The organism is Streptomyces mauvecolor (assembly GCF_039532965.1).
Classification (GTDB): Bacteria; Actinomycetota; Actinomycetes; order Streptomycetales; family Streptomycetaceae; genus Streptomyces; species Streptomyces violascens.
Map to the genome: position 1 here is coordinate 1 of NZ_BAAASQ010000030.1, position 15845 is coordinate 15845.

Annotated in this window: 14 protein-coding genes and 1 pseudogene; all 15 read right to left on the bottom strand. The window is 71.0% G+C overall.

The genetic code is table 11. The annotated features are described in order from the left end of the window. Window positions 1-157, bottom strand: a pseudogene (locus ABD346_RS31915) (flavodoxin-dependent (E)-4-hydroxy-3-methylbut-2-enyl-diphosphate synthase); the annotation flags it as partial. A 4-nt stretch (window positions 158-161) separates the two neighbouring features. Further along, window positions 162-1184 (bottom strand): adenosyl-hopene transferase HpnH, encoded by a 1023-nt coding sequence (gene hpnH / locus ABD346_RS31920; RefSeq protein ID WP_344379602.1) that lies wholly within the window; start codon window positions 1182-1184, stop codon window positions 162-164. A gap of 5 nt (window positions 1185-1189) precedes the next feature. Then, window positions 1190-1834, bottom strand: coding sequence for a phosphorylase family protein (locus ABD346_RS31925; protein WP_344379604.1), 645 nt, complete (start codon window positions 1832-1834; stop codon window positions 1190-1192). Continuing rightward, window positions 1834-3828 (bottom strand): squalene--hopene cyclase, encoded by a 1995-nt coding sequence (gene shc / locus ABD346_RS31930; protein ID WP_344379606.1) that lies wholly within the window; start codon window positions 3826-3828, stop codon window positions 1834-1836. Before shc ends, ABD346_RS31925 begins: the two co-directional genes overlap by 1 nt. A gap of 112 nt (window positions 3829-3940) precedes the next feature. After that, window positions 3941-5050, bottom strand: a complete 1110-nt coding sequence (locus tag ABD346_RS31935) for a polyprenyl synthetase family protein (RefSeq protein WP_344379608.1) — start codon at window positions 5048-5050, stop codon at window positions 3941-3943. Next, window positions 5047-6429 carry a hydroxysqualene dehydroxylase HpnE gene (gene hpnE, locus ABD346_RS31940; RefSeq protein ID WP_344379610.1) on the bottom strand — a complete coding sequence of 461 codons (1383 nt, stop codon included), beginning with the start codon at window positions 6427-6429 and terminating at the stop codon, window positions 5047-5049. The genes ABD346_RS31935 and hpnE overlap by 4 nt, the downstream gene beginning before the upstream one ends. A 136-nt stretch (window positions 6430-6565) precedes the next feature. Continuing rightward, window positions 6566-7516, bottom strand: coding sequence for a presqualene diphosphate synthase HpnD (hpnD, locus tag ABD346_RS31945; RefSeq protein ID WP_344379612.1), 951 nt, complete (start codon window positions 7514-7516; stop codon window positions 6566-6568). Then, entirely contained in the window at window positions 7513-8406 is an 894-nt protein-coding gene (gene hpnC, locus ABD346_RS31950) for a squalene synthase HpnC (RefSeq protein ID WP_344379614.1), read from the bottom strand. Before hpnC ends, hpnD begins: the two co-directional genes overlap by 4 nt. Before the next feature lie 420 nt (window positions 8407-8826). Further along, window positions 8827-9633 carry an ABC transporter ATP-binding protein gene (locus ABD346_RS31955; protein ID WP_344379615.1) on the bottom strand — a complete coding sequence of 269 codons (807 nt, stop codon included), beginning with the start codon at window positions 9631-9633 and terminating at the stop codon, window positions 8827-8829. Further along, on the bottom strand, window positions 9626-10507 hold the full coding sequence (locus ABD346_RS31960) for an ABC transporter permease (protein ID WP_344379617.1): 882 nt from the start codon (window positions 10505-10507) through the stop codon (window positions 9626-9628). The genes ABD346_RS31955 and ABD346_RS31960 overlap by 8 nt, the downstream gene beginning before the upstream one ends. 55 nt (window positions 10508-10562) lie before the next feature. Beyond that, window positions 10563-11447 carry a glycosyltransferase family 2 protein gene (locus tag ABD346_RS31965; RefSeq protein WP_344379619.1) on the bottom strand — a complete coding sequence of 295 codons (885 nt, stop codon included), beginning with the start codon at window positions 11445-11447 and terminating at the stop codon, window positions 10563-10565. Next, window positions 11444-12223, bottom strand: a complete 780-nt coding sequence (locus ABD346_RS31970) for a CDP-alcohol phosphatidyltransferase family protein (protein ID WP_344379620.1) — start codon at window positions 12221-12223, stop codon at window positions 11444-11446. Before ABD346_RS31970 ends, ABD346_RS31965 begins: the two co-directional genes overlap by 4 nt. Further along, on the bottom strand, window positions 12201-13262 hold the full coding sequence (locus tag ABD346_RS31975) for an iron-containing alcohol dehydrogenase family protein (RefSeq protein ID WP_344379621.1): 1062 nt from the start codon (window positions 13260-13262) through the stop codon (window positions 12201-12203). Before ABD346_RS31975 ends, ABD346_RS31970 begins: the two co-directional genes overlap by 23 nt. Beyond that, window positions 13250-13987 carry a phosphocholine cytidylyltransferase family protein gene (locus tag ABD346_RS31980; RefSeq protein WP_344379623.1) on the bottom strand — a complete coding sequence of 246 codons (738 nt, stop codon included), beginning with the start codon at window positions 13985-13987 and terminating at the stop codon, window positions 13250-13252. The genes ABD346_RS31975 and ABD346_RS31980 overlap by 13 nt, the downstream gene beginning before the upstream one ends. Next, entirely contained in the window at window positions 13984-15789 is a 1806-nt protein-coding gene (locus ABD346_RS31985) for a DUF5941 domain-containing protein (RefSeq protein ID WP_344379815.1), read from the bottom strand. The genes ABD346_RS31980 and ABD346_RS31985 overlap by 4 nt, the downstream gene beginning before the upstream one ends. Window positions 15790-15845 lie beyond the last annotated feature (56 nt).

Here is a 15845-nt window from a genome sequence, read left to right on the forward strand (position 1 = left end):
CCGACGTCCTCGTCGTGGTCATGGACTGCACCGAGACGGGTGCGTCCCCGCCGACCGCCACCGACCCGACCTGGATGCGCCGCGAGAGACGGCGCACCGCCGGCGGCCGGGCCGGCAGCGCGGGGAGCCCCAGGGAGACCGGCTCTCCGAGGCTCACGACATCACCCGCGGTTTCCCTGGACGGTCTCGCGGACCGCCCGCAGCGACTCCTTCAGGGACCCCATGGTCGCGAGCACGGCGGTCGGCTCGTAGCCGCAGTGCGCCATGCAGTTCGCGCACCGCTCGTCCTTGCCGCGGCCGTACTTGTCCCAGTCGGTCTCCTCGACGAGCTGCCGGTACGTCGGCACATACCCGTCGCTCATCAGGTAGCAGGGCCGCTGCCAGCCGAAGAGCGAGTAGTTGGGGATCGCCCAGGCCGTGCACGGGAAGTCGGCCTTGCCCTCCAGGAAGTCCAGGAAGAGCGGGGAGTGGTTGAGCCGCCAGCGTGCCCGGTTGCCGCCGGCGAACGCCTTCTTGAAGAGCTCCCTGGTCTGCTCGACGCCCAGGAAGTGCTCCTGGTCGGGGGCCTTCTCGTAGGCGTACGCGGGCGAGATCATCATCTCGTCGACCTTGAGGTCGTCGTTGAGGAAGTTGAGCACCTCGATGATGGTCTGCGGGGTGTCGGTGTTGAAGAAGGTCGAGTTGGTGGTGACCCGGAAGCCCTGCCTCTTGGCCTCCTTGATCGCCTCCACGGCCTCGTCGAACACACCCTCCTTCGCCACGGATTCGTCGTGCCGCTCGCGCAGCCCGTCGATGTGCACGGCGAACGCGAAGTAGGGCGACGGCTTGAACTTCTCCAGCTTCTTGCGCATCAAAAGCGCGTTGGTGCACAGGAAGACGTACTTCCTCTTGGCCACCAACTGACGCACGATCTCATCGATCTGAGGGTGCATCAGAGGCTCGCCGCCCGCGATGGAGACCATCGGCGCACCGGATTCCAGGACCGCTCCGACGGCCTGCGCAACCGGCATCCGCTGCTTCAGGATCCCGGCCGGATGCTGGATCTTTCCGCAGCCCTCGCATTTCAGGTTGCAGGCGAAGAGCGGTTCCAGCTCGACGATCAGCGGGAACTTCTCACGCTTTCGCAACTTCTGTTCAAAGAGATAGGTCCCGACCCTGATGGACTGACGAAGCGGCATGGCCATCTGGCTCACCTCCTGGGGAGCAGCAAAGAACGGTGCCATTCAAAGAAAGCGGGAAGGACGGCACGAAGAACGCGGAAGGCTGATATTCCACCGCGCACCGTGCCAATCCGGACGAGTTCATGTTCTGGAGCGTCCACGACCACCCGTACGGCCGCAACCGGGCGCGGTCCGGCCCGCTGGGCGGCCCACAGCGTGGCGGCGGACTCCATGTCCACCGCGATCGCCCCGGTCGCCCGCAGATCGGCCCGCTCGGGGCCCCGTACGACGTGGTCGGACCCGGTGAGGGGGCCGGTGTGGACGGTGCGGCCCGGCAGCGCCTCGGCGAGCGCCTTGGCGAGCACCTCGATGTCGGTGCACACCGTGGTGCCCCGCGGGTCGCGGGTTTCCTCGGCGACGACCAGGTCCCCGGGGTGCATCCCGGGGACGAGGCCGGCGCAGAAGCCTGAGGCGATGACCGCCGCGTCACCCATCCGGTCCCCGTCGAGGGCCCGGACGAGGGCGCGCTCCGCGGCCCGGGGGCCCATGCCGCTACGCAGCACGGAGACGGGCCCGGCCGAGCCGCCGCGGGCGCCGCGCAGCGCGAACCGCTCGATGGTGAGCGCACAGGCGATCACCAGCGGCACGGGCTGCGGGGCCTGGGGTGTGTCCATCAACTCCCCTTGGTGCTGTTGGGAGAGAACGGTTCTCCATGGACGTAGCGGCCGAGCGCGGTCAGCGGGAAGACCTGCCGGTAGAGGTGGTAGTTGATCGAGAAGTCCCGGGGGAATCCCGTGCCGGTGAAGTACGGCTCGTCCCAGGAGCCGTCCTCGCGCTGGGTCTCGGCCAGCCAGGCGATGCCGCGCTCGACGGCCTTGCCGTCCCGCTCCCCCGCCGCGAGCAGCGCGAGCAGCGCCCAGGCCGTCTGCGAGGCGGTGGAGGGCCCGCGGCCCACCCATTCGGTCTCGCCGTACGAGCGCAGGTCCTCGCCCCAGCCGCCGTCGTCGTTCTGCACGGACTCCAGCCAGCCGACCGCGCGGCGGATCGCGGGGTGCGAGGCGGGGATCCCGGCCGCGGTCAGGGCGGGCACCACCGACCCTGTGCCGTATACGTAGTTGACCCCCCAGCGCCCGAACCAGGCGCCGTTGGCCTCCTGTTCGGCAAGCAGCCACTCGATGCCGCGCCGGGTGCGCGGGTCGTGCGACTTGCCCTCGTAGGCGAGCATCTCCACGACGTGCGCGGTGACGTCGGCCGACGGCGGGTCGATGACCTCGCCGAAGTCGCAGAAGGGCAGCCGGTTGGGGAAGGCGCTGGTGTTGTCGGCGTCGAACGCGCCCCAGGCGCCGTTCTTCGACTGCATGCCGAGGTTCCAGCGCACCCCGCGCGCGATGGCCGCCTCGACCTTCTCCGGCTGCGGGTGCTTGACGCGGCGCAGCGCCAGGATCACTTCGGCGGTGTCGTCGATGTCCGGGTAGTTGTCGTTGTGGAACTCGAACGCCCAGCCGCCCGGCGGAAGTTCGGGGCGGCGCACGGCCCAGTCGCCGGGCCGGGTGATCTCCTCGTCCAGCATCCAGTCGACGGCCTTGACGAGGGCGGGGTGGTCGGCCGGCACGCCCGCGTCGGCGAGCGCGATGGCGGCCAGGCAGGTGTCCCACACCGGGGACTGGCAGGCCTCGATCATCCGGGCACCGTCCTCGCGCCACACCGCGAACCGGTCCAACGACTCCAGCCCGGCCCGCATGACGGGGTGCTGGAGGTCGTAGCCCAGCAGGTGCAGGGCGATCACCGAGTACACGGCGGGGGGCTGGATGCCGCCCCAGCAGCCGTCGTTCTCCTGGCGTTCGACGATCCAGCGGGCGGCGCTGCGCATCGCGGCCCGGCGCAGCTTGCGGGGGGCCACCTTCTGGTAGGCGTGCAGCACCTTGTCGAGCCGCTGGAACGCGCCGTCCCAACTCGACACCGGAGCAAGGGGTTTGACCGGATTGGGGCACCGGGCATCGGTGTGCAGCTCGTCGAGCGCGAAGGGGGCGGGCCGTACCGGCCGCTTGGCCGAGACCACCGTGAGCGGCACGATGGTCTGCCGGGCCCAGCAGCCGAAGTCGTAGATGTTGAGCGGGACCCACTTGGGCAGGAAGATCAGCTCGGGCGGCAGCTCGGGCAGGTCGTCCCACTTCCACCAGCCGAACAGGGCCAGCCAGATGCGGGTGAAGACCCGGGCGGCGGCGATCCCTCCCTGCGCCCTGATCCAGGCGGAGGCGCGGGCCATGTGCGCGTCCTCGGGCCGGTCTCCGGCCAGCCTGAGCGCGACGTAGGCCTCGATGGTGGTGGAGAGCTCGCCGGGGCCGCCGTAGAAGGTGGCCCAGGTACCGTCGTCGCGCTGCTCGCCCCGGATGAAGAGACCGGCCGCCCTGAGGGTCTTCTCGTCCTGGATGCCCAGGAACTGACGCAGCATCAGGTCCTCGGCGTCCATGGTGACGTTGGTCTCCAGGTCGCCCTTCCACCAGCCCTGGGCGTCCTGCCGCGCGAGCAGATGCCCGACGCCGCGCTCGGCGGCCTGCCGGGCGGCGTCGAGTACCGCGTCCGCGCCGGGGGCGACCCCGGTTGTTGCACTGGCCGCGGCGGCCCGGGGCCGCGGGGCCCCGGTGCTTCCGTCGGTCGTCGCTGTCATGGCTTCCCCTTAATGCAAGTGCAGTTGCTACTTCTGCTGTGCTGGGGTCTCCGTCGGCGGGGCCCGCGCTAACCGGCCCTTCCGTCGACTGCGAGTCATATGGGAATGGCAATCATCTCTTTCGTACGACGACGAAGTCCGCGAGGGCGGTGAGCTGGGCGCGGACCTTCTCCGGCATGTCGACGGCGCTGAGCGCCTCGATCGCGATGGTGTGCTGCCTGCGGGCCTCCTGGGAGGTCCACTCGCGGCCGCCGGCCTCCTCGATCAGAGCCGCGCGGGTGGCGAACTCGGCCTCGGAGAAGCTGTCGAAGTCATTGCTCTTGGCGTCGGCGGCGAGCAGCTCGCCGAGCCGCGTGGAGGCGGGGCCGCCCGCGGCCAGGGCCGCGACGACCGGCAGCGACTTCTTGCGCTGGCGCAGATCGCTCCAGGTCTGCTTGCCCGTGGCATCCGGGTCGCCCCAGATGCCGAGCAGGTCGTCGACGGCCTGGAAGGCGAGCCCGAGGTGGTAGCCGTACGCCTCCAGGGTGTCGGCGGTCCTGTCGTCGGCTCCGCCGAGGACCGCGCCGATGGAGACGGCGCAGGCGAGCAGCGCGCCCGTCTTGTTGCCCTCCATCTCCAGGCACTCCTCGACGGTGACCCGCTCGCGGTGCTCGTAGGAGATGTCCTGGGCCTGACCGTCGATCAACTTCCGCGTGGCGGTGGTGAGTCGGCGGGTCGCGCGGCCCGCTTCGACGGTGCCGAGCTCCAGGAGCACCTCGTTGGCGAGGGCGAACAGGGCGTCGCCGACGAGGATCGCCTGCGCGGGGCCGTGCACCTTCCACACCGTGTCGCGGTGGCGACGCTGCTCGTCGCCGTCCATGAGGTCGTCGTGCAGGAGCGAGAAGTTGTGCACGAGCTCCACGGCGACCGCCCCCGGCACGCCGACCTCGGCACTGGCGCCGGCCGCCTCCGCGGAGAGCAGGGCGAGCGCGGGCCGGATGGCCTTGCCGCCGTCGCCGGCCGCCGGGCGGCCCTGGGCGTCGATCCACCCGAAGTGGTAGGCGGCGACGGTGTCCATGGGAGCCGCGAGCCGGTCGACGGCCGCGCGCAGCTCCGGAGTCGACAGCGCGCGCCCCCGCTCCAGCAGGGCGTTGACGTCCACGGTGTCCACAGCCGGATTCGCCGAAGCCGAAGGCACAGTCGGCACAGTCTCTCCTCTTGTTCCAGTACTGCTAACAGTCATGCCGCCTCCTGAAGCGGATGAACATGGGGGCGGCCGAGGGTGGAGAGAGCGGCGCCTGCGGCGCTGAAACCGCTGCGCACGGCTCCCTCCATGGTCGCGGGCCAGCCGGTCGCGGTCCACGCGCCGGCCAGGTACAGGCCGTCCGCGCGGGTCCGCGCCGAGGGCCGCAGCCGTCCGACGCCGGGGGTGGGGGCGAACGTCGCTGTCCGCTCCCGGGTGACGAAGAAGTCGAGGATCTCCGCGCCGCGCGCCGCGGGCAACAGCTTTTCCAGCTCCGGGAGATAGCGCGCGCGCAGTTCGGCCACGGGCAGCTCGATCTCGTCCTCGGCGGCCGACTGGGAGATGGCCAGATACTGCCCCTGGCCCTTCAGCCCCGAGGAGTCCGTCCGGTCGAAGACCCACTGCACCGGGCTGCCGAGCGCCGCGAAGAAGGGCTGCCGCAGCACCTTGCGGTCGTAGACGACATGGACGTTGAGGATCGGCGCGGTGCCGATGCCGAGCAGCCTGCCCGGCTCGTCGAGCACCCCGTCGGGCAGCAGGTCGTGCGTCTCCTTCTGCGGTACGGCGAGCACGACGACCTCGGCGTCCAGCGTCTCGCCGGCCACCTCGACCCGCCAACCGCCGTTGTCCCCACGGGAGATGGCCTCGGCCTTGGTGCGCGTCCCGGTGCGCACCCCCGCCGCGTCGAGGGCCTTGCGGGCCAGCGTGTCGTGCAGTTCGCCGAGCGGCACGCGGGCCCAGCCGATGTCGGCGGCGCCCGGCTCGGAGAGCAGCCCGGTCTTGAAGACCATGGCGGCCAGGCCGAGCGAGGCGTGCGGCGCGGTGGCGTTCAGGGTCGCGACGCCCACCAGGTCCCACAGGGCCTCGATGGTGCGGTCCGACTGGCCGTGCCGGCTCAGCCATGTCGCGAAGTCCACGCCGTCCAGGGCCGGGTCGGCCGGGTCGAGCTTCTTGAGCGCGAGCGCGGCGCGCCCGACGGAGGCCCGCTCGGCGAGCGAGAGGTGCGGGTAGGTCGCCAGGCTCCTGGCCAGGTGCAGTGGTACGGGCAGCGCGTCGCGGCGCAGCCGGCCGAGCCGGGGGCCCCGGGGGTGCGCCACGTCGAGGACGGGGACGTCCAACTTGGCCTGCACCGGGGCGAGTTCGGCCCCGCCGACCCGGTCGAGGAACCACCGGTAGGCGGTGCAGCAGCGCAGGTAGACGTGCTGGCCGTTGTCCACGGTGAGCTCGCCGCGCCGGAAGGAGAACGCGAGACCGCCCAGGCGCGGGCGGCCCTCGACGAGGGTCACGGCCAGGCCCGCGTCGGCGAGTTCGAGCGCCGCGGTGATTCCGGCGAGTCCGCCGCCGATCACCACGGCGCGTTTGGGCTGCGCGTCGTTCATGCGCCCTCCCCTCCGGCCGCGCCGGCGTGGCGGGCACGGCGGGCCGATGCAGTCAGGGACGCATCAAGGAGCCGGGAAGTTGCACGTCGGGCCTGCGTAATGGTGCTCAGCCCTTCGTCCGGGTGCGCGTGGTGCATCAGGCGCGCCTCCTGGCGGTCTGCCGGGAGACGTGCCGCGTGTCGAGGCCGGACAGTCCGCGTACCGCGACGTACGCCTTCTCCCGCCCGGGCAGCGAGACCCGCCCGCGCAGCACCGCTTCCGGGTCGCGCTCGATGCGGTCGAGCAGGCGCCGGTAGATGCCGGCCATGGCGGCCACGCAGGCGCCGCTGCGCCGGTCCAGCATGGGAAGGAGCCGGTAGCCCTCGGCGAACAGGGCCCGGGCGCGCCGCACTTCGAAGTGGACGAGACCGGCGAAGTCGGAGCCGGGCGGCGGCACGGGGCTGTTGAAACCCGTCGAGCAGCCGAACTTGGCGAGGTCGTCGGAGGGCAGGTAGGTCCGCCCGTTTCCGGCGTCCTCGCGAACGTCCCTGAGGATGTTGGTGAGTTGGAGCGCGAGCCCCAGCGTGTCGGCGTACTCCCCGGCGCGTTCGATGCCCGGTGCGCCCGGCTGCGTACCGAACACGCCCAGCGAGAGCCGGCCGATGGCGCCGGCGACACACCGGCAGTAGACCTTCAGGTCGTCCCAGGTCTCGTAGCTCTCGCCGTGCACGTCCATGAGGACGCCGTCGATGAGTTCGTCGAGCCCGCCGAGCGGGATCGGGAACCGGCGCGCCGCGTCCGCGAGCGCGACCGCGACCGGGTCGGTGTCGTCCTCGTCGACGCGGCCGTCGCGGATGCGCCCGAGCAGCGCCCGGGTCTCCTCCAGGCGCACTTCCTTGGCGTCGTCGGCCAGTGCGCCGTCGCCGATGTCGTCGACCCGGCGCGAGAACGCGTACAGCGCCGACATCGCCTGCCGCTTGTCGGCGGGCAGCAGCCTGATGCCGTACGCGAAATTGCGCGCCTGCTGCCCGGTCACGGCCTCGCAATAGCTGTATGCGGCCTGTACCGGTGCGGACACGGGTGCCTGTGCCTCCACTGTCCGGCTCACCCCTCTCTACGCGCTCTTCGCAAGACGGCTCCCACCTCGCGCATCAGCCTTGCCTTGGTGGGCTTGGGCGGCCCCGGGAGTACGTCGTGGCCGGCGGCAGCGACCGCGTCGAGCGCGGCGCGTCCTCCGGCCACGAATCCGGCCAGCAGCAGCTTGAGTCTGCCGTGGACGCTACCCACCAGAGGGGTGCCTTCATTCAGCAACGACCCGGCGCGTTCCGCTTCGAACGCGACCAGGGCACGCACCGAGGCGCTCCCTCGGGGGGCGGCCAGATCGGCCTGCGTGACATGGAACCGCGCCATGTCCTCGGCGGGCAGATAGATCCGGTTCCGCCCGAGGTCCTCCTTCACGTCCTGGAGGTGTTCGACGATCTGCAGCGCCGTGCAGATCGCGTCGGAGCGGCGGATGCGCTCCGGGCTCGCGGTGCCGGTGATGGCGAGGACGAGCCGCCCCACGGGGTTGGCCGAAAGCTCGCAGTAGGCGAGCAGTTCCTCGTACGTCTCGTAGCGTGCGACGCGCTGGTCCTGGCGGTTGGCCGCGATCAGCCCGAGGAACGGCTCGGGGGTCAGCGAGCAGCGCCGCACGGTGGGCTGCAGGGCCTTGAGGAGCGGGTGGTGCGGCGTTCCGTCGAAGACGCGGCGCAGGTCCGTCTCGAAGGCGTCGAGCATGAGCGGCCGGTCGTCCGCGTCGGCGGGGGCGACGCCCAGGTGGCGGGCGTCGGCGCCGCCGGGGGCGAGGTCGCCGTCACCGATGTCGTCGACGAGCCGGGCGAAGCCGTAGACGGCCATCAGGTCGTCGCGCCAGGCGCGCGGCAGGAAGAACGGGGCCACCGGGAAGTTCTCTTCCGTGGCCTTGTCGAGCGTGCTGTGCGAGGAGGATCCGGTGCGCACATCCCGGACTGGGGTCACCGGGTACCGCCCGGCACGGGAACGGCGGCCGTCCCTCGGAGCTGGAGATTTTCCGTAGCCATGGCCGTCACATCTCCCGTTCTACACCGCCGACCCAAAACATCCTATTTCGGACACGCCGCCTGACCTCCCCGGACGGGGCGACCCGTCTCGCGAGGAGCCGGGGGCGTATTACCCCACTTGCCGCGAATCAGCACCGGTACAGCTTACGTTGTACAACGGCCGACAACACGTCGGGGTGTTGCGAGCATTACAAGAACACTCCAATCCGGCCCAACCTTCCCCGCACACTGGCAACTTGACGGGATCTTGACTGTCCGACCACACCATAGGACGCGGAAGCCCCTGCCGGGGTTGATCGACAGGGGCCGCGGGTTCCGCTGTCCGCCGGATGACCAAATGTCAGCGGCCGGACTCCTTCTGGTAGGCCTTTACGACCTCGTCCGTCGGACCGTCCATGAGCAGCTCGCCGCGCTCCAGCCAGAGCACGCGGTCGCAGGTGTCCCGGATGGAGCCGATGCTGTGGCTCACCAGGAAGACGGTTCCGGCGTGCTTGCGCAGTTCCCGGATGCGCTCCTCGGAGCGGATCTGGAACTGACGGTCACCGGTGGCGAGCGCCTCGTCGATCATGAGGACGTCGTGGTCCTTGGCCGCTGCGATGGAGAACCGCAGCCGGGCCGCCATGCCGGAGGAGTACGTCCGCATCGGCAGCGAGATGAAGTCGCCCTTGTCGTTGATGCCGGAGAAGTCGACGATCTCCTCGTAGCGCTCCTTGACCTCCTCGCGCGACATGCCCATGGCGAGACCGCCCAGGATCACGTTGCGCTCGCCGGTCAGGTCGTTCATGAGCGCCGCGTTCACGCCGAGCAGCGAGGGCTGGCCGTCGGTGTAGACCCGGCCGCTCTCGGGCGGCAGCAGGCCGGCGATCGCCCGCAGCAGCGTCGACTTGCCGGAGCCGTTGGAGCCGATCAGGCCGATCGCCTCGCCGCGGTACGCGGTGAACGACACGCCCTTGACCGCGTGCACCCGCCGCATGCCGCGTCCGGCGCCGCCGGTCTTGTCCCTCTTGACTATGCGGCTCAGGGCGGCAGTGGCGCTGCCCTTGCCTCCGCCGCCGCCGTTGACGGTGTACACGATGTGCACGTCGTCGCAGATGACGGTCGGAATCCGCGTCTCGACCGCGATGCGGTCCTTGATGTCCTCAGCCACGGCCGTACCGCTCCTCAGCCTTCCAGAAGTACACGAAGCCCAGCCCACCGACGACGACCGCCCAGCCGGCCGCGAGGGCCCACACGTGCGGGGGCAGCGCGTGGCCGCCGTAGCCGTCCATCAGGGCGTAGCGCGCCAGGTCCATGTAGACCGCGGCGGGGTTGCACTGAAGGATGTCCTTCAGCCAGTGCGGTTTGCCCTTGAGCACGGTGCTGAGGCTGAACATCACGCCGGACGAGTACATCCAGGTACGCATGATGAACGGCATCAGCTGCGCGAGGTCCGGCGTCTTCGAGCCGAGCCGCGCGAAGATCAGCGCCAGGCCGGTGTTGAACACGAACTGCAGCGCGAGCACCGGGATGATCAGCGGCCAGGTCATGCTCGGCATGAAGCCGGAGGAAACGACCACGATCATCAGGACGATCATCGAGAAGAGCAGCTGCTGAAGCTGCTGCAGCGCGAAGGAGACGGGCAGCGAGGCGCGCGGGAAGTGCAGGGCCCGCACCAGGCCGAGGTTGCCCGAGATCGCCCGCACGCCGGCCATCAGCGAGTTCTGCGTGAACGTGAACAGGAACACGCCGGTGACCAGGAACGGGATGTACGCGTCCGAGTCGATGCCCCGCTTCGCGTTCATCAGGACGCCGAAGATGAAGTAGTAGACCAGCGCGTTCAGCAGGGGCGTCGCCACCTGCCAGATCTGGCCGAGCTTCGCCTCGCTGTACTGGGCAGTCAGTTTGGCCGACGAGAACGACAGGATGAAGTGGCGCCGGCCCCACAGCTGCTTGATGTAAGCGGAGAGCCCGGGACGGGCTCCGCTCACCGACAGCCCGTGCTTGGCGGCGAGGTCCGCCGGGGACAGGGTTGTGTCACTCACAAGTGAAAACTTTCGTGTTCAAGAAGTACGCCCGATGGTCTCAGAGCCGAGACTCTCAGATGACGGGGGGACGGCCCAGCCGGGTGAGCTTGAAGACCGTACGCCACTTCATGGGACGGCGCGGTCCGCAGGGCGTCGCCCAGCCCTCCTTGAACCCGCCGAACCAGGCCTTCAGCGCCGGGCCCGAGGGCTTGCGGGCCAGGGTCAGGAGCAGCCAGACCCCCAGGTAGACCGGGACGAGCGGGGCGGGCAGGTTGCGCCGGGCCAGCCAGACCCGGTTGCGGGCCACCATCCGGTGGTAGACCGCGTGCCGGGACGGGGCGGTCGTCGGGTGGTGCAGGACCATGTCCGCGCGGTAGTCGATCATCCAGCCGGCGTCGAGCGCCCGCCAGGCCAGGTCGGTCTCCTCGTGGGCGTAGAAGAACTCGTCCGGCAGCCCGCCGACCTCCGCGAACACCCGGGTCCGCACGGCGTTGGCGCCGCCGAGGAAGGTCGTCACGCGCGAGGAGCGCATCGGGTCGGCGGCGCGCAGCCTCGGAACGTGGCGGCGCTGGGTGACGCCGGTCTCCGGGTCGGCGATCCGGAAGCTGATGATGCCGAGCTCCGGGTCGGCGGCGAAGGCCTTGCGGCACAGCTCGGCGGTGTCCGGGTTGGCGAGCAGCCCGTCGTCGTCGAGGAAGAGCAGCACGTCGACCTCCGTGCCCGAGGGGCCGAACGCCTCGATGCCGACGTTGCGGCCGCCCGGGATGCCCAGGTTCTCGGGCACCTCCACGGTGCGTACGCCCTCGGGGACGTCCGGGACCGGGGCGCCGTTGCCGACGACGACGACCTCGACCGGGGCGCCGTCCTGCTTGGCGACCGAGTCGAGCAGGGCCCGCAGCTCGGCGGGCCGGTTGCCCATGGTGATGACGACCGCGCCGACCTTCATGGGGGCGCTCATTTCAGCCTGCTGGAGGCGAGGATCGACACGAGGTGGAGGAGCGTCTGGAGGAGCGCGATGCCGGCGAGCACCGCGACGCCCAGGCGCGAGAAGTACAGGTCGCCCCGGACGTGGTCCACGACCGCGAGGACCAGGATCAGCAGGGACGCCTCGATGCCGAGGACCAGGCGGTGGAACTTCAGCGCGGCGGCGGCCCGGCGGGCCAGCGCCATGCCGGAGGAGCGTGGCGTGGCCGCCGCGTCCTTGACCTGCGGCAGGCCGGCCTGGTGCCGGGCGACGCCGACGAGGTCGGTCTCCGCCTTGATCAGGATGGCGCCGAGGGCCGCGAGCGTACCGAGGAAGGCCCACAGCCAGTCGATGCGGCCGCCGCCCCACAGGTCGGCGGCGCGCAGGCCGAAGCCGACCAGGACCGCCGCGTCGCACAGGTAGGCGCCGACGCGGTCCAGGTACACCCCGGACAGCGAGAACTGCTTCTTCCAGCGGGCGACTTCACCGTCGACGCAGTCGAGCAGCAAATAGCCCTGGACGGCCACGACGCCGAGCACCGCGCCCCAGATGCCCGGGATGAGCAGGGCCGGGGCGGCGAGGACACCGCTGAGGGTCATCAGGTAGGTCAGCTGGTTCGGCGTGACCTTGGTGGTGACCAGGAGGCGGGTGATGCGCAGGGAGATCTCGCGCATGTACAGGCGGCCGCCCCAGTGTTCTCCGCTGACCCGGTCCTTGACACCCGCGGGGTGCACGACCGGGCGGAGCTCAGCTACGGATGGTCTTGGCATAGTCGGCGTACGCGTCCCTGATCTGGTCGGTGGACAGGTCGAGGTGCTCGAGGATGGTGTAGCGGCCGGGGCGGGTCTGCGGCGCGAACTCGACGGCGCGGACGAACTCCTCGACGGTGAAGCCGATTTCCTCCGGGGTGACCGGCAGCCGGTGCCGCCTCAGCACGCTCGCCATCAGCGCGGACTCCTCCACCGCGCCGCGCAGGTGCATGGCGAAGGCCGCGCCGAGGGCCACCTGTTCACCGTGGCTCGCGGCCCGCTTCGGGAAGAGGATGTCGAAGGCGTGGTTGATCTCGTGGCAGGCGCCCGACGCGGGGCGCGAGTCGCCGGAGATCGACATGGAGATGCCGGTGAGGACCAGGCCCTCGGCGAGCACCTGGAGGAAGCCGTCGTCCTCGACGCTGCCGGGGTGGCGCAGCACGGCCTCACCGGCCTGGCGGGCCATGGCCGCGGCCAGGCCGTCGATGGACTCGCCGGTCTCGCGGTTGGACAGCTCCCAGTCCGCGATGCAGGAGATGTTCGAGACGGCGTCGCCGATGCCGGACCGTACGAAGCGGGCCGGGGCCTCGCGGATGACGTCCAGGTCGATGACGACGGCGATCGGCGTGGGCACCCCGTAGGAGCCGCGGCCCGCGTCGTTGTCGAGGGTGGCGACGGGCGAGCACAGGCCGTCGTGCGCCAGGTTCGTCGGGACGGCGACCAGCGGGAGGCCGATGCGCGCCGCGGCGTACTTGGCACAGTCGATGATCTTGCCGCCGCCGAGGCCGACGACCGCGTCGTAGTGACCCGACTTCATCGCGTCGGCGAGCTTGATCGCGTTGTCGAGCGTGCCGCCGCCGACCTCGTACCAGTCGGCGCCGGGCAGCGCCGGGGCGAGCCGCTCGCGCAGCACCGCCCCGGAGCCGCCGCTGATGGCCACCGCGAGTTTGCCCGACGCCGAGATGCGCTGGTCGGCGAGGACGCCGGCCAGATCATCCAGCGCCCCGGCCCGGATGTCGACGACAACCGGGGACGGGATGAGCCTCGTCAGTACTGGCACGCGATCTCACGGCCCTTCGCCAGGTCGTCGTGGTTGTCGATCTCGACCCACGACACCTCGCCGATGGGGGCCACGTCGACGGTGAAGCCGCGGTTCACGAGCTCCTGGTAGCCGTCCTCGTAGTAGAGGTCGGGGTCGCGCTCGAAGGTGGTCTTCAGGGCGTCGGCGAGCTCCTCGGCGGCCTCGGCCTCGATCAGCGTGACGCCGATGTACTCGCCGGTGGCGGTCGCCGGGTCCATCAGCTTGGTGATGCGCTGGACGCCCTTGCCCTCGGCGGTGATGACCTTCATCTCCTCGTCGGCGAGGTTCTTCACCGTGTCGAGGGCGAGGATGATCTTCTGGCCCTGGCCGCGCGCGGCCAGCAGGGTCTTCTCGACGGAGACGGGGTGGACCGTGTCGCCGTTGGCAAGGATCACACCGCGCTTGAGGACCTCACGCGCGCACCACAGGGAGTAGGCGTTGTTCCACTCCTCGGCCTTGTCGTTGTCGATCAGCGTGATCGCGACGCCGTACTTGGCCTCCAGGGCCTCCTTGCGCGCGTACACGGCTTCCTTGCGGTAGCCGACGACAATGGCGACCTCGGTGAGGCCGACCTCGGCGAAGTTCTTCAGCGCGATGTCCAGGACGGTGGTGTCACCGTCGACAGGCACGAGGGCCTTCGGGAGCGTGTCGGTGTAGGGGCGCAGACGCCGTCCGGCACCGGCTGCCAGTACGAGGCCAATCATGCTGTTTCTCCTTCGTCATGTACGGCAGGTGCTCCGGAGGACACCCAGAAGCGGATGGACTCCACGAGCACCACGAGCGCGATGGCCGCCGCGAGGGCGGTGAGCGCCAGGGTGAAGTCTGTGTCCCGCGTGGCGAGGACGGCGGCGAGCACGGTCACCACGAGCGTGCGGCCCTCGTGGCCGCCGATCAGCCGCACCAGCCACTTCGGCGGCGCGCCCGAGCCGCCCTTGATGCGGTAGACCGTGTCGTAGTGATGGTAGGCGACCGCGGCCACCAGCCCGAAGGCCGCGGGAAGGGCCCCGTTCACGTCCGAGCGGGCCGCCAGGATCAGGACCGTGCAGTATTCGGCCACCCGGAAGAGTGGCGGCACGAGCCAGTCGAGGGCGCCCTTCAGGGGACGCGCGACCGCCAGGCCCGACAGGACCGCGTAGAAGGCGGCCGCGACGATCATCTGGCCGCTGCCGACCGGCTGTGTCAGCGCCGCGGCGATCAGCGCGACCGCGCCGACGGCCGCGACCACGGGGGCGCCCGGGATCCGGGGTGCCCTGGCGGCGACCAGCTGCGCGACGGGCCCGCTGTCCGCGAGCTCGGCGAGCGCTAGGGCCGCGCGGTCGGTGCGGGTGGCGTGCCGGGTCAGCGAGCGAAGGACGCGGCCCGCGGTGGTGTAGCAGGCCGCGAAGGCGCAGCCGATGAGCAGCGCGTAGAAGACGATGCGGGGCGTGGTGGCGGCGGTCAGCACGGCGATCATGGCCCAGCGCTCGCCGATCGGCAGCACGATCATGCGCCGAACCCACACCGTCCAGCCGACCGAGTCGAGCTTGTCGGAGAGGGCTGCGGTGGGGCTGGTGTTGGCGGTGGCGTCCGTGCCCACGACGTGCGCCTCGTTGAACGAGAAGTCCACGACGTGGCGGCAGGTCTGGAGCACCATCGCGCCGAGCGCGAGCGCCCATACGTCGTCGCCGCCCCGGGCCGCGCCGAGGGCGAGGCCCGCGTAGTAGGCGTACTCCTTGGCGCGGTCGAAGGTGGCGTCGAGCCAGGCGCCCATCGTCGAGTACTGGAGCGAGTAGCGGGCGAGCTGCCCGTCGGTGCAGTCCAGGACGAAGGAGAGGATCAGCAGCACTCCGGCCGCGACATAGCCGCCGCGCGTCCCGGTCGCCGCGCAGCCCGCCGCGATCAGTGCGGTGATCAGCGAGGCGGTGGTGACCTGGTTGGGGGTGAGCCCCCGGCGGGCGCACCAGCGCGCGATGTAGCGGGAGTACGGGCTGATGAAGTGGGTGGTGAAGAACCCGTCGCGGGACTTCACGGCGTTGCGCAGGCGGACGGCCTCGTCGTCGACGGCGGCGACGGCCTGGGCCGCCGCGACCGCGGCGACTTCGTCCGCGGGGACGGTCGCGACGAGCGAGCCGAGCTCCGGGTGGTGCACCGCCACGCCGTCCGCCTCGATGGCCGCGGCGATGTCGTCGGCGAGCACGGAGGCCGTACCGACCTGGGCCGCGGGCGCCCGAGTGCCGCCGGCCAGGGCGCGGGTGAGCGCCGGGCGGGCCTCGGCCTGGACGGTGAGCGCGCCGGGCACCGAGGCGGCCGGGAAACGGGGGTCGGTCAGCGCGAGGCGCAGCGCGTGGACATGCCCGACGAAGCGCGGGTCGACCAGGGCGACGCGTTCACCGGCCGGCACCTCGGCGAGGAGGCGGGGCAGATCATCGGGGAGGAAGGCCTGCTGCACGTCGAAACCCAGCGTGCGCAGATCGGGTCCGAGCTGCGAGCCGGGCACCGGCGGACCGGTAAGGATGGCGGTCGACAGACGAACTCACTCCTTGCGACTGACATGGCTGAAGTGCGACGACCCGGCCCGGCACG

Bases quoted from the DNA above. Each gene is read 5' to 3' on its own strand.
- ABD346_RS31925 (WP_344379604.1), bottom strand. From the start codon at position 1,834: ATGGACACACCCCAGGCCCCGCAGCCCGTGCCGCTGGTGATCGCCTGT.
- ABD346_RS31980 (WP_344379623.1), bottom strand. From the start codon at position 13,987: ATGATTGGCCTCGTACTGGCAGCCGGTGCCGGACGGCGTCTGCGCCCC.
- ABD346_RS31970 (WP_344379620.1), bottom strand. From the start codon at position 12,223: ATGCCAAGACCATCCGTAGCTGAGCTCCGCCCGGTCGTGCACCCCGCG.
- shc (WP_344379606.1), bottom strand. From the start codon at position 3,828: ATGACAGCGACGACCGACGGAAGCACCGGGGCCCCGCGGCCCCGGGCC.
- hpnH (WP_344379602.1), bottom strand. From the start codon at position 1,184: ATGGCCATGCCGCTTCGTCAGTCCATCAGGGTCGGGACCTATCTCTTT.
- hpnE (WP_344379610.1), bottom strand. From the start codon at position 6,429: ATGAACGACGCGCAGCCCAAACGCGCCGTGGTGATCGGCGGCGGACTC.
- ABD346_RS31935 (WP_344379608.1), bottom strand. From the start codon at position 5,050: ATGACTGTTAGCAGTACTGGAACAAGAGGAGAGACTGTGCCGACTGTG.
- ABD346_RS31965 (WP_344379619.1), bottom strand. From the start codon at position 11,447: ATGAGCGCCCCCATGAAGGTCGGCGCGGTCGTCATCACCATGGGCAAC.